Origin of the sequence: Vibrio methylphosphonaticus (assembly GCF_023634655.1) — a bacterium.
Taxonomy (GTDB): Bacteria; Pseudomonadota; Gammaproteobacteria; order Enterobacterales; family Vibrionaceae; genus Vibrio; species Vibrio methylphosphonaticus.
Genome location: NZ_JAMKMS010000005.1, coordinates 216884 through 230392 on the forward strand (window position 1 = coordinate 216884; position 13509 = coordinate 230392).

Genomic DNA, 13509 nt, shown 5'->3' on the forward strand with positions numbered 1-13509 from the left:
GTCGTTCGAGTGACTCGGGCGACTCACCCCATTTTTTCACTTTTTAGAGGATAGTCATTTTGACGAATATTGTTGTTGTAGGCGGAGGCGCTGGCGGATTAGAGCTTGCGACTAAATTAGGCCGCACACTTGGAAGAAAGCGACGAGCGAACATCACGTTAGTGGATCGTAAAGCAAGCCACTTATGGAAGCCGCTTTTACACGAAGTTGCAACTGGCTCACTCGATGAAGGAGTGGACGCATTGAGTTACCGTGCGCATGCAAAAAACCACCACTTTGACTTTCAAATGGGTAGTTTAAAAGCCATCGATCGTGAACAAAAGCGTATTGAGTTAGATGAGCTAAAAGACGAACATGGTGCGTTACTGATGCCGGCTCGTGAGATTGACTACGACATTTTAGTACTTGCGATTGGCTCTAAATCCAACGATTTCAATACGCCGGGTGTGCGTGATAACTGTATTTTCCTTGATAGCCCAGAGCAAGCACATCGTTTCCGTACGGAAATGAATAACGAATTCTTAAAGTTACATGCAAAGAATGGTCAAGGCACCGTTGATATTGCGATTGTCGGTGCGGGTGCAACGGGCGTTGAACTATCAGCAGAACTGCATAATGCCGTGAAAGAGCTACGTACATACGGTTTTGGTGATTTAGACTCGAGCAAACTTAATGTTAACCTTGTTGAAGCAGGCGAGCGTATTCTACCGGCCTTACCGCCTAGAATCTCATCAGCAGCTCACTCAGAACTAACCAAGCTTGGCGTGACCGTTCGTACTACAACCATGGTGACACAAGCTGATGAAACGGGTTTAACGACCAAAGACGGCGAGCATATCCCAGCGCAGATTATGGTTTGGGCTGCAGGCATCAAAGCACCAGACTTTATGAAAGACATAGCCGGTCTTGAAACAAACCGAATTAACCAGCTTGTGGTGAAAGATACTCTACAAACCACGCGCGACGACGACATCTTTGTGATCGGCGATTTAGCACAGTGTACTCAAGCTGACGGCTCATTTGTCCCACCTCGTGCGCAAGCTGCGCACCAAATGGCCAGTCACGCATTTAGTAACATTGTGGCTAAGCTTTCGAATCGTGAATTAAAAGCGTATCAGTATAGCGATCATGGTTCGTTAGTTTCTCTGAGTCGTTTCTCTACAGTGGGTAGCTTGATGGGGAACTTGACCAAAGGCTCTATGATGGTTGAAGGCCGTATCGCACGTGTGGTTTATATTTCATTGTATCGCATGCATCAGGTGGCGTTACATGGAGTGATCAAAACAAGTTTGATGATGTTAGTCGGTCGCATTAACCGCGTGCTTAGACCTAACCTCAAGCTACACTAAAATTGTCGCTGCGATTAAACTTGGCGTAGCATAGACTTATTGCGTGTTTATCCGTTGGATTTATCTACGTTAGACACGCAGTAACATGGCGATATCGATAAGGCAATCAGTGCACCAATGCATTGGCTGCCTTATTTTTTTGGCGGAATAATGGCGTAGACCTTACCTTGTTTTGGTTGACCGTTAAAAATAAATCGATTGTCGGCAAGGCATTCGTAAGTGGCGCCGACGCTTATCGCTAATGCCTGACTCGGCTCATTATTAGGGTCGCAGACAATTTCTAAGCGCGTCAGTAGTAAGCTGGAAAAGCTAAACTCTATCAGCGCTTCAAGCCCTTCCTTAGCGTACCCTTTAGCATGCGCACTATCTGCTATCCAGTAGCCTAAGCTACCCATATTAAAGGTATGGTAAAACTCGTTAAGAGCGACCATCCCTACAAATCTATCCGTTTCTCTTTCAAAAAGACCAAAACCAAAGGCATTGGCTTTTACCCAGTTCAGCCTAGTCGCGCCTATAAATTCGAGTGCTTCGTTATCACTAAATTCTGTATGACACCAGTCTATCCATTGATGCAGAGAAGGGGAGTGGCGAACGACGTTGGCAAACTCAGTGGCGTCAGCTAGGGTAAGTAAACGTAGGGCGAGACGAGGGGTATAGATGGCGTAGTTTGTGTTCATAAATTAGGTACGTCATAAATAATAAAAGGCCCAATTATTGGGCCTTTTTTTAGTTAATTGGCGACTCGTCTTACTTGAATAATCATACCCAAAAGTGGGTGATCCAAATAGTGAGTTTCGTTACTGCGCATGCGGCGTTTTTGATCAAGGCGATAGTCTTTCAAAAAGGTCTGCACTTCTGTTTGAACAGCAACGTCTTGTAAGTGACCAGCAATGACATTCGCATCATCAGCGTTGGCACCGTTTTGTTCAGTCGTCGACCCTGAGATAGCGTTAGTATCAACTGCAACCGCATCACTATCGAGTGTGCCAGATGCAGCCAAAGGATCGGTGTTTTGTGTCGGCGCAGTAATCACGACTTCTTTGCTGCTCGGTGCTTTTAAGTCAAGTTGCGTTTCCGCGTAGAGATAATGCTGAACATAGACTTGTAGTTTACCATCGAGCTCGTACAGAGGCTTATCAATCGCCACTTCTGTTACACCGTCCACCGGAGAAGAATGATTGTCGTCATTGCCTTTTTCTGTGCCATCAACATTAAAGGTTGAAGAATAGTCTTTACCAGCGCGGATATGGAATGTGGGAGCATAGGCTTTGCTTTGATCACCCTGGCGCCAAGCTTTATGGAAGAGCACGGAGTAACCCGCGTGCTTTTTAAGCTTTTCTACTTCGCCTGTTAGCTCATAAGCCGAATACGGCAACATTTTTACGCCCTTTGACCCACGATAATTGGCGTCACTCATTGCACCACTGCGTTTAAAGTCGATTTGTGCAATGTCATTAGGCCAAGATTCATTCACTTTTTCAGGATTCACGGCACGCTTGAAAATGATCACTTCAATATCAAATTGTCTCTGTGCCAGGCTCGGCATCGAGACTAATAGGAGCAGCAGTGGTATCAACTTTTTCATTCTTTCTCCATTGATTAACGCTATTGTTGCGTTTAATCACATTATATCAACTAATGTAGGGTGTTGCCGAGACAATTCATGGCTCGTTTGCACACACCCATTAGGCCTCTAGTGATTGACTTGTATATCAATCGAATCAGCGCGTTATAACTAGCGACTAGGGGCCCGATTTTTCTCAAATTCTTCCAACATATTATTTAGGAAATTTAGTCGTTTACGGCGATCCGTCAAGCTTTCTATGAATTTGAACTTGGTTGGCCCTTCCATGGCAAACTTATTGGGCTGTGCTTGCAGCAGTTTAACCAAGAAGGTCGGGTCTATGTCAGCATCAGGATAAAATTCAATGTAACCGCCTTTATCATGGGCTTCCAGTTTTCTGACTTTAAGTTCAGCGGCACGTAATTTCATTGCTGAGATCGCGAGAAGATGCTTGGCAGCGTCTGGCAGTAAGCCGAAACGATCGATCAGTTCGACTTTCAGTTCACTTAGCTCTTCATTATCAGACACGCTGGCGATACGTTTGTACATAGAAAGGCGCATGTTGACATCTGGAATGTAGTCATCAGGTAGTAGTGCCGGAATGCGAATTTCGACTTCGGTCTGCTCACGGAGTAAATCGTCCAGTGAAGGCTCTTTCCCTTCCTTTAAGGCTTCTACGGCTTGTTCAAGCATTTCCATGTATAGCGAGAAACCTACCGATTGAATTTGTCCGCTTTGTTCATCACCGAGAAGCTCACCTGCTCCTCGGATTTCTAAATCGTGGGTAGCAAGGGTAAAGCCTGCTCCCAAATCCTCTAACGATGCAATGGCATCTAGGCGTTTAATCGCGTCTTTGGTAACGGCTTTAGGGTGCGGTGTCAGTAAATACGCGTAGGCTTGGTGGTGGGAGCGTCCCACTCGGCCACGCAGTTGATGCAATTGAGCTAACCCCAGATTGTCTGCCCGATCCATGATGATGGTGTTGGCGGTAGGCACATCGATACCCGTTTCAATAATGGTCGTACATACCAGCACGTTAAAGCGCTGGTGGTAAAAATCGTTCATAATACGTTCGAGCTCACGCTCGCGCATTTGACCATGAGCAACAGTAATCCGTGCCTCAGGGATTAACTTGGCTAAATCTTCGGCAACTTTATCGATGGTTTCGACTTGGTTGTGGAGGAAATAGACCTGTCCGCCACGCATGATTTCACGTAAAGCCGCTTCACGAACGGTACTGTCATCCTTTTCTCGAACAAATGTCTTAATGGCTAAGCGTCGTGCTGGTGGTGTCGCGATAATAGACAGGTCACGCATGCCACTCATTGCCATATTGAGGGTTCTTGGAATAGGCGTTGCGGTTAAGGTAAGAATGTCGACATCGGCACGCATCGCTTTAACTTTTTCTTTTTGGCGTACCCCAAAGCGGTGTTCTTCATCGACGACTAACAGCCCAAGATCATTAAACTTAATGTCGTTCGACAGCAGTTTGTGTGTGCCGACTAGGATGTCAATTTTGCCTTCTTTGACCTCTTCAAGAATCACTTTCTGTTCTTTAGCCGTTTTGAATCGAGACAATACCTCAACACGAATGGGTTGGTTGGCAAAGCGGTCACGGAAGTTTTCAAAGTGTTGTTGGGCAAGCAGTGTCGTAGGCACTAATACGGCAACTTGTTTATTGTTGTCAGTACAGACAAACGCGGCGCGCATTGCCACTTCCGTTTTACCAAAGCCAACGTCACCACACACCAGTCTATCCATGGCTTTGGGCTGGCACATGTCAGACATCACGGCGTTAATCGCTTGGGCTTGGTCTTCGGTTTCCTCGAATGGGAAGCCCGCTTTAAATGTTGCGTATTGATCTCTATCGAGGCGGAACTTATAGCCTGGTTTCAATTCACGTTTGGCATAGACATCAAGGAGCTCAGCGGCGACGTCACGGACTCGTTCAGCTGCTTTGCGTCGCGCTTTTGTCCAAGCTTCGCCACCCAGTTTGTGAAGAGGTGCACTTTCTTCTGCTCCGCCAGAGTATCGTCCAATTAAGTTTAGTGACGCGACTGGCACATAGAGTTTAGCTTCATTTTGATACTCTAGAGTCACGTATTCAGTTTGAATACCGCCAGCTTCAAGCGTTTGTAGCCCAAGGTAGCGACCAATACCGTGATCAACGTGCACGACGGGCTGACCGGGTTTTAACTCGGCAAGATTACGTATGATGGTGTCACTGTTGACCGAGCGTTTTTCTTTTTTGCGGCGCTGAACAACGCGATCACCCAACATATCGCTTTCACACACTAAGGCGAATTGCTGACCTTGAACAAAACCGTACTCACAATGACCAATGACGAGGGTAAATTTGTCATTGCTGTCCAATGCGGACTGAAGGCTATCGTGCTCTTGAGGGCGCAGTTTGATGCGATGCAATAATTCGTTTAGGGCTTCTCGGCGTCCTTCTGACTCCACAGAAAAGACCACTTTACCCGCGTATTGCTCAGTAAATTGACGCACTTGCGCCATAGGTTCTTTTAACTGGTGCTGAACGCTAATGTCTGGCAGTGGCGTAATGTCTGCATTTTGGCGTCCCGCTTTGACGGTGATGGCGTCATGACAACAAAGTAGTTGAGGATACTGTTTAAGGTGCGAATAGAATTCGTCCTTTTGTTGCCATAATGAAATAGGCGGCAATAACGGGCGTAATGGATCGACCTTTCTCTGCTCATAGCGCTGCTCAACATCGACAAGGAAATGGTCGATAGAGGCGTCAATGTCTCCAACCATAATGAGTTGAGAGTCTTCATTGATGTAGTCAAATAGGGTCTCGGTATGATCAAAAAATAGCGGCTGCCAGTACTCTATACCAGCAGGCCAAACCCCTTTAGAAACTTGACTATAGACCGACTCTGGTTCTCTTCTTGCTTCAAATTGCTGACGCCACCTCACTCTGAACGCTTCAATTGCGTCTTTTGTGGTAGGGAACTCATGAGCGGGCAATAGGCGAATTTCATCGATATCATCAATGGAACGTTGATTCTCGGGATCAAAAGTGCGGATCGTATCGATCTCATCATCAAAGAAGTCTATTCGATATGGGGCGGAACTTCCCATTGGATAGAGGTCCAGAATCGATCCTCGGCTAGCGTACTCGCCGGGACCAAAGACTTGATCTACTTGACGGTAGCCAGAGCTTTCAAGCTGTATGCGGAGCTTCTGTAAAGAAAACAGATCGCCGACTTTGACCATCAGCGTGTACTGAAGTAGAAAGTCTCGTGGCGTTTGTCGTTGTAGCAATGTGCTTACAGGAACAATAGTGATACCTGCATTCTGTTGTGGCAGGGTATAAAGCTTGGCAATACGATCCGAAATAATATCTTGATGCGGAGAGAAATTGTCGTAAGGCAAGGTTTCCCAGTCGGGAAACACTCCAACACTTCCCGAGAAAAACTGCTCTATTTCGCCTTGTAACTTAATGGCGAGCTGAGGGTCGGGCACCACTAGTAGCGTATGGCTATTATGCGCTTGTGCATGTTCGCTGATCGCGAGGGCGAGAGACGCACCACGAAGATTACCGAGCGTTTTTTTGTCGCCAGCACCTGACGGCATGTTTAGGGGAAGTATAGGAGTCTTGGTCATAGTGATTAGCTTTTGTCTCGATCAAGTGAGCGCTGTCTTAAGAGTTTTTGTTGGTGGTACAATGCGGCTTTAATGAGCATGTCTTGATGCTCCTCAAGAATGCGAACGAACGTCAGAGTGATAGTGTAATCTGAATTTGAGCCTTCTGAGTCCGAAAGTTGTACGTCAGTGACTTCGCCGTAGCAATAAATGCCGGCGGGTGGAGCATCTAAAAAAAGTTTTATTATTACGAACTGCCCCATAGTGAGAGGGCTTTGGCTGCGGTAGACGATCTCTCCTGCGCCAAATCGAGTGGTGATCTGGCGGAAAGCAGGCTCATCTTGTTGAGCGATCATGTAATTAAGTAGCAGGTTGAGCTTGGTATTTTGTTGGTCTATGAGTTCAGCAACGTGTTTAAGGTTTTGCTGTTGCAGCTCATGTTTTGCTGCTTCTCTTTGCTGGTTGAGTTGGCTAAATTCACAAGAGGCCACAAACGGTGCAGGGATCTGTGCCAGATAACTGTCTAAATCGGGTAGTGCCGTGCCAATTTCCATCGGCTCTATATTGGCTCGAATTGCGCCGTTTACGGTAAAGAAGTCATTCTGTGACATAGGTAATCCCTGATTAATAGCCTTAATTATCTCTGTGTATCACCGAGTTATCAAGAAATTGCCCTATCAAATCGTTAAAAGTCTGTCATTTAAAACGAAAATCACATTCAGGGCTACAACCTCAGCGCGTTTCTCGTTACATTAGCCTTAGATTTCATTCTTTGGTTGTGTCTATGTTTCACCCATTACCCGTTTTTATCGGATTACGCTACTTACGAGGTCGGTCTGGCGATCGCTTTAGCCGCTTCGTGTCTTATATATCAACTGCCGGAATTACCATCGGTGTGCTGTCTTTGGTGACGGTGTTATCGGTAATGAATGGTTTTGAGGCGCAACTTAAGGGACGTATCTTAGGGGTACTCCCTCAGGCGGTTATCACCCATTCAAGTGGCACGATAACCTCAGAACAGGCACCGCCAGCCTTTCTTGGTGAATACCCAACGAGCCAGCCTCCCGTGCCAATTGTACGAAGTGAAGCTGTGGTTCAAAGCCATCAAGGGTTGGCGGCAGTAATGATGTTGGGCATTGAACCTGGAAGTAACGATCCTATTCGCCATCGAATGGTGAGTGGCAGTGTGAATCAACTGAAAGCCGGAGATTATCGAGTGTTGCTTGGCCATTCTTTGGCACGAGAGCTTGATGTAAAGGTCGGTGATAAAATTCGCTTGATGGTGACCAGCGCTAGTCAGTACACGCCATTAGGTCGGATCCCGAGTCAGCGGATGTTTACTATCGCTGGCTTGTATAGTACAGGTTCGGATATTGATAGTTCATTGGTCGTCACTCATATATCGGACGCGGCTAAACTTATGCGCTTTAAGCCGGGAGAAGCCAGTGGCTGGCGACTCTTTTTTCAAGACCCATTTGTTGTTTCCAGTTTAAGTCAAACAGATCTTCCTGAATCTTGGAATTGGAGCGATTGGCGTGAACAGCGCGGAGAGCTATTCCAAGCGGTCAAAATGGAAAAGAATATGATGGGGTTGATGCTCGGTTTGATTATTGCTGTCGCCGCTTTCAACATTATCTCAGCTTTGATTATGGTCGTCATGGAGAAACAAGCAGAGGTCGCCATTCTCAAAACACAAGGTATGTCAGATAGGCAAGTGCTTACGATTTTTATGGTGCAAGGCGCAAGTAGTGGCGCGATTGGCGCGGTCGTAGGGGGCATTTTAGGTGTGCTAATGGCGCAGAACCTAAACGCATTATTGGACGCTATGGGGGTGGCGTTGTTTAGCTTTGGCGGTCAGCTACCTATTATGATTAACCCGAACCAAATTATTATTGTTGTGGTGGGCGCAGTGCTACTAAGTCTGTTTGCCACTTTATTTCCTTCTTACCGCGCGTCGTCCGTAAAACCAGCTGAGGCTTTAAGATATGAGTAGTCCTTTAATCGCTTGCCAGAATATTCGCAAAACTTATCACGATGGGGCAGTAGATACCGAAGTCTTAAAAGGAGTCAGTTTTGAGATTGCAAAAGGGGAGCTCGTGTCTATTATTGGCTCATCTGGGTCGGGAAAGTCGACGCTGTTGCACGTGCTGGGCGCATTGGATGATGCTTCTCATGGGCAAGTGGAGTTCTTAGGCCAATCCTTATTAACGCTAAGTAGCAACCAACAAGCTAAAATCCGCAATCAGCATTTGGGTTTCGTTTATCAATTCCATCACCTATTAAGCGATTTTACGGCGTTAGAAAATGTGGCGATGCCGTTGCTTATTGGCGGCATGAATGTGAAACAAGCCAAAGCAGAAGCGCATGATTTATTAGAACGTGTTGGCTTAGGTCACCGTGTGACTCACCGTCCGTCTGAACTGTCTGGGGGGGAGAGACAACGTGTCGCGATTGCCCGTGCGCTGGTCAATAAACCATCACTGGTGCTAGCGGATGAACCAACGGGTAACTTAGACCATAAAACAGCGCTCGCTATTTATGACTTGATGCGTACATTGAATAAAGAGTACGGCACGGCCTTCTTAGTGGTGACTCATGATAATGAATTAGCGGAAAAGATGGATAAACAGCTTCACATGCAAGATGGTTTATTAATTGATATCGCGCAGAAGTAAGGAATAGACGTGTCATTATCCTTTTTTATTGGTAAACGGTTTAGCCAAGCAAAACAGCGCAATAGAATGGTCTCTTTTATTTCGATATCGTCAATTGTTGGCATTGCTGTCGGGGTTGCGGTGATTATTGTCGGCTTGTCTGCGATGAACGGTTTTGAAAGAGAACTCAAAAACCGAGTACTGTCCGTGATCTCTCACGGTGAATTTGAAGGCGTCAATCAACCGATTGAAGATTGGCAAAAGATGGTCGAGGTTTCAACTAAGCATGAACGCGTAGAAGCTGCGGCGCCTTATATTCGTGTCACGGCCCTCGTTGAAAAAGGCACCCAACTCAAAGCTGTCGAAGTTCGTGGGGTTGATCCTCAATTAGAGCAAACCGTGTCCTCATTACCGAGCTTTGTAAGCAAGGAAAGTTGGCAAGCGTTCCGTGCTGGAGAGCAGCAAGCCATTCTAGGCAAAGGGGTGGCGGAGGAAGTTAACGCGAAGGTAGGGGATTTTGTGACGTTAATGATCCCATCGACGAGTGATGCAACAAAAGTACAGTCACCGAGGCGGGTACGAGTAAAAGTGACGGGGTTACTTGAACTCAATGGTCAAATAGATCACAGCTTAGTGATAGTGCCGTTACAAGATGCTCAAAACTACGTAAGGATGGGGGATAAAGTTAGTGGTGTATCGATAAAAGTTGATGACGTGTTTGATGCTCCATTGATTGTCAGACAAGTAGGAAACGCTTTGTCTGAATATGTGTATTTACGAAGCTGGAAGCAAAAATACGGTTTTCTTTACCGTGATATCGAGCTAGTTCGCACCATTATGTACTTGGTCATGGTATTAGTTATCGGTGTCGCCTGTTTTAATATTGTTTCGACGCTGATGATGGCGGTAAAAGATCGTTCTGGTGAAATTGCGATTTTACGAACCATGGGCGCAACCGACAGTTTGATACGGAGAATTTTTATCTGGCAAGGCGTATTTTCTGGTGTGGTGGGGAGTATTGTCGGCGGATTGGCAGGGGCTTTGCTCGCGCTCAATCTAACACCAGTCGTCTCTGCGCTTGAGTCGCTTGTTGGGCATCAGTTTTTATCCGGTGATATCTATTTTGTTGACTTTTTACCTTCGCAGTTAGTGTGGAGCGATGTGGCACTGGTGTCCGGAACGGCTATTGCGTTGAGCCTTGTTGCGACTTGGTATCCCGCATCGAAAGCGAGTCAGTTGAATCCCGCGACGGTGCTAAGTGCTAAGTAGTCATAGCTAAACAGCTAAGATAATGGCTAATAAAAAAGGACCCTCGGGTCCTTTTTTGCTAACTGATGTACTTAACAGTTTCACGCTTTTGCTATTTGCCTCATAGGTTGTTACTGAGATCTTGCGTCCGTATCCATAACGCTCTAATTTAACCAACACATGATGCAATAATAAGTACGCTTGTAGGGCTAGCGTAATGAGCGTTGCTGCCAACTTCTGACGACGGAATAGCGCCATAAACCACGGATACCAAAATACCCAGCAATTGACGCGATCGCCGCACAAAGTAGACATCCTAATAGAAATGGAGGCCCTATGGTCGACATTTGCTCAGAAAGGTACTGCCAAGACAATTCAAAATGAAAAGGTTGCGTGGGTGTGCTTAAGCAAAACGCGCCAACTTTATAAGCGAAATAAAACAATACAGGCATAGTGACTGGGTTACTAATCCAGACCAGCGCGACCGATAAAGGCAGGTTAACACCGAATAGAATTGCAAGACCCGCCGCCATGATCATTTGGCTCGGTAGTGGAACGAAAGCCATAAACAAACCAACGGCAAACGCACCCGCTGCCGAACGGCGGTTTAAACACCATAGGTTGGGGTTATAGAGGACATTGCCGAATATTTTCAAAGCCTTTTGTCGCTTGATCACTTCGTGATTTGGCATGAAACGTTTGATGAACTTTCTTGGCATAGGGAAACATGACTCTCTTTACAAGCATCACTGTACCTTTGGTTTACACCCTAACTTTAATAAGTGCAACCTTTTGGCCTGTGATGCCGACTATCTATTGGTTGATGCCTATATCCTTAATCAGTTTCGCCTTGCTGATAAAGCGTCGATTTATATTGTTGACGGGATTCATCGCACTATCCGTGGCATTAATTCAAGGGAATCTTCTCAAGAGCCAAACGGAGGCGCTTTTTCGATTCGGCACCGATATTACCATAAAAGCGCGAGTTGACAGCTATTTTAAACAAATAAGTCAAGGTTATGAGGCGGACGTGACGGTTTTTAGCGTTAACGGTGAACCGATAAATCTGGTTTATAAACCGAAAATAAAACTGAAGTTATCCATGCCGGTAGACGTTGGGTCATGGGTGGTGGCACCCGTGAGATTAAAGCGCGTTATTGGTGTTAAGAACCGTGTTGGCTTTGACAAAGAAAAGTACTACTTTGCTCATGGTTTACTTGCGCAAGCACGGGTTCATGACTCAGCTCATACTATGGTGTTGAGTAAGCGTCACTGGAAGTCTTTCATTTATGATGGTATTTACCGTGCGACATCGACAAGTCGATATCAAGGTTATTATTTAGCGCTGATATTTGGTGACCGTTCTAAATTAACAAGCGTAGATTGGACTAACTTACGAGAAAGTGGTCTGTCGCATTTAATGGCAATATCAGGGCTTCACGTAGCCATTGTTTTTTCCATTGGGGTCTTTGCCGGTCGGGCCGTGGTCCTGTTGAGTGCTTTGCTATCTCGCCAAATCCGGCATTCAACTGGAAAGAAGCGATGGTTTGCCCAAATAGCGATGTTTATTGCTTCACAACCTTGGCTATCCGTTCTCAGCGGATTTGTTTTTGCTGGTTTCTATGGTGCGTTAGCCCATTTTCCTATCCCGACGGTCCGAGCACTGCTGATGCTCTTAATTCTCTATCTTATTTATTCTCGAAGCATTAAAGCGGACGCTGCCGCTATGTTGCTGCTTAGCGCAGGTCTTATCCTCACGGTATTACCATTTTCCTCGGCAAGTATGAGCTTTTGGTTGTCATATTATGCGGTGGGTGCATTAGTGGTACTGGCAGCTTATTTAAGACAGCCTCAGTATGTTGATGCAGGGAAGATACGCACGGGTTTGTTTTTTCATATCGGACTGGCGGTATTATTTTTACCATTGCTGATTATTGTGTTTAACGGCGCCTCAATGGGGAGTGCGTTATACAACCTTATCTTTGTACCTTGGTTTAGCATTATTGTTATGCCTGCGTTATTGGTGACGACGGTATTTAGTGTTGTGGCATCAATGATGGGCCTCGATGAATTTGGGCTCTATAGCATGGTGATGGACCCACTATTGTCCGTGGTGATTAAGGCCATGTCCTATTCCAGTTGGTTCTGGGTAGAATTAGAACCTCATTATGTACTGCCTATTTTATTTGTTATTGCAGCGGTTTTTTTCTGGCAATGGATGATGGTGCGTTGGGTATCCATCATTGCATTGGTTGCTCTGTTTTTATGGATAGAAGCAGAGAAAAATCATCATTTTCGAGTGGTTGTGTTGGATGTTGGTCATGGTCTGGCGGTCATTATTCAGCAAGGTGATGAAGCGGTGATTTATGATACAGGCATGGAAGTCGCTGGATTTAGTATCGCTCAGCGTTTAATTACCCCCACGCTTGCTCAGTTAGGGGTGAACTCATTAGAAGGTATTATTTTGAGTCATGCTGATAATGACCATGCTGGTGGCGCGGCGTATTTGCAACATCAATGGCAGCCTCTGTGGGTACGAAAATCTGATGCCAATGTAACTGAACTACCCTGTATTGCTGGAGAGCAATGGCGATGGAATGAGGTGACGTTTGAAGCGCTTTGGCCGCCTGAGCTGGTATCGCGTGCTTATAACCCACATTCTTGTGTTGTACTCATGACATACTCTCCGAAGGAACAATCTCATAAACACCAATTGCTATTGACTGGTGACATTGATCAGATTAGTGAAATATTGCTCGCTCGTCATCTCCCTTTACTGGATCTAGATGCGATGTTGGTTCCACATCATGGCAGTAAAACATCGTCTTCGAAATGGTTGCTTAATCGAATCAGGACAAAGCATGCTATTGCGTCGACACGTTTTGCTGGGCGATGGAATTTGCCTAATCCGGATGTGAAGGCTCGTTACTTAAATAATGGCGCAAAATGGTACGACACGGGTTCATCAGGACAGGTGAACCTGTCATTTAGTGCACAAGAAGTGAGCGCTTTCACTTTGAGAGGCGATAAGCTTGCCCCTTGGTATAGGCAGATGTTAAGAAGCGGAGTAGAATAAAAGAAAATT

10 protein-coding genes are annotated in these 13509 nt (G+C 45.9%); 5 read left to right on the forward strand and 5 right to left on the reverse strand.

Annotation, left to right across the window (positions count from 1 at the left end; all coding sequences use genetic code 11):
• The first annotated feature begins 59 nt into the window (after positions 1-59).
• A complete protein-coding gene (locus M9196_RS07990) occupies positions 60-1349 on the forward strand; it encodes an NAD(P)/FAD-dependent oxidoreductase (protein ID WP_250617005.1) in 1290 nt (429 codons plus the stop codon).
• Positions 1350-1480: 131 nt separating this feature from the next.
• Here the strand turns inward: M9196_RS07990 and M9196_RS07995 are convergent, their stop codons facing one another.
• From M9196_RS07995 to M9196_RS08010, 4 genes are all read right to left on the reverse strand, one after another.
• Positions 1481-2026: a GNAT family N-acetyltransferase gene (locus M9196_RS07995; RefSeq protein ID WP_250617006.1), complete on the reverse strand. Its 546-nt coding sequence runs from the start codon at positions 2024-2026 to the stop codon at positions 1481-1483.
• Positions 2027-2079: 53 nt separating this feature from the next.
• On the reverse strand, positions 2080-2934 hold the full coding sequence (locus tag M9196_RS08000; RefSeq protein ID WP_250617007.1) for a peptidoglycan binding protein CsiV: 855 nt from the start codon (positions 2932-2934) through the stop codon (positions 2080-2082).
• A gap of 150 nt (positions 2935-3084) precedes the next feature.
• On the reverse strand, positions 3085-6543 hold the full coding sequence (gene mfd, locus M9196_RS08005; protein WP_250617008.1) for a transcription-repair coupling factor: 3459 nt from the start codon (positions 6541-6543) through the stop codon (positions 3085-3087).
• A gap of 5 nt (positions 6544-6548) precedes the next feature.
• On the reverse strand, positions 6549-7133 hold the full coding sequence (locus tag M9196_RS08010) for a PilZ domain-containing protein (protein WP_250617009.1): 585 nt from the start codon (positions 7131-7133) through the stop codon (positions 6549-6551).
• Between the two features lie 173 nt (positions 7134-7306).
• Between M9196_RS08010 and lolC the strand changes: the two genes are divergently transcribed.
• Genes lolC through lolE form a run of 3 tightly spaced genes read left to right on the forward strand, consistent with a single transcriptional unit; the run spans position 7307 to position 10445 of the window.
• Entirely contained in the window at positions 7307-8515 is a 1209-nt protein-coding gene (lolC, locus tag M9196_RS08015; protein WP_250617010.1) for a lipoprotein-releasing ABC transporter permease subunit LolC, read from the forward strand.
• Positions 8508-9197, forward strand: coding sequence for a lipoprotein-releasing ABC transporter ATP-binding protein LolD (gene lolD / locus M9196_RS08020; protein ID WP_250617011.1), 690 nt, complete (start codon positions 8508-8510; stop codon positions 9195-9197). The genes lolC and lolD overlap by 8 nt, the downstream gene beginning before the upstream one ends.
• 3 nt (positions 9198-9200) lie before the next feature.
• Complete coding sequence (gene lolE, locus M9196_RS08025; protein ID WP_250617095.1) at positions 9201-10445, forward strand: lipoprotein-releasing ABC transporter permease subunit LolE; 1245 nt, start codon at positions 9201-9203, stop codon at positions 10443-10445.
• A 188-nt stretch (positions 10446-10633) separates the two neighbouring features.
• Here lolE and M9196_RS08030 read toward each other — a convergent pair whose 3' ends face one another.
• A complete protein-coding gene (locus tag M9196_RS08030; RefSeq protein ID WP_250617012.1) occupies positions 10634-11143 on the reverse strand; it encodes a DUF2062 domain-containing protein in 510 nt (169 codons plus the stop codon).
• An 8-nt stretch (positions 11144-11151) separates the two neighbouring features.
• On the opposite strand from M9196_RS08030, the gene M9196_RS08035 reads away from it, so the two are divergent.
• Positions 11152-13500, forward strand: a complete 2349-nt coding sequence (locus tag M9196_RS08035) for a DNA internalization-related competence protein ComEC/Rec2 (protein WP_250617013.1) — start codon at positions 11152-11154, stop codon at positions 13498-13500.
• Positions 13501-13509: the final 9 nt, after the last annotated feature.

What these genes read in the sequence shown, in the direction of transcription:
- M9196_RS07995 (WP_250617006.1), bottom strand. Translation starts at nt 2,026, where the DNA reads ATGAACACAAACTACGCCATCTATACCCCTCGTCTCGCCCTACGTTTA.
- M9196_RS08000 (WP_250617007.1), bottom strand. Translation starts at nt 2,934, where the DNA reads ATGAAAAAGTTGATACCACTGCTGCTCCTATTAGTCTCGATGCCGAGC.
- mfd (WP_250617008.1), bottom strand. Translation starts at nt 6,543, where the DNA reads ATGACCAAGACTCCTATACTTCCCCTAAACATGCCGTCAGGTGCTGGC.
- M9196_RS08010 (WP_250617009.1), bottom strand. Translation starts at nt 7,133, where the DNA reads ATGTCACAGAATGACTTCTTTACCGTAAACGGCGCAATTCGAGCCAAT.
- lolC (WP_250617010.1), top strand. Translation starts at nt 7,307, where the DNA reads ATGTTTCACCCATTACCCGTTTTTATCGGATTACGCTACTTACGAGGT.
- lolD (WP_250617011.1), top strand. Translation starts at nt 8,508, where the DNA reads ATGAGTAGTCCTTTAATCGCTTGCCAGAATATTCGCAAAACTTATCAC.
- M9196_RS08030 (WP_250617012.1), bottom strand. Translation starts at nt 11,143, where the DNA reads ATGCCAAGAAAGTTCATCAAACGTTTCATGCCAAATCACGAAGTGATC.
- M9196_RS08035 (WP_250617013.1), top strand. Translation starts at nt 11,152, where the DNA reads ATGACTCTCTTTACAAGCATCACTGTACCTTTGGTTTACACCCTAACT.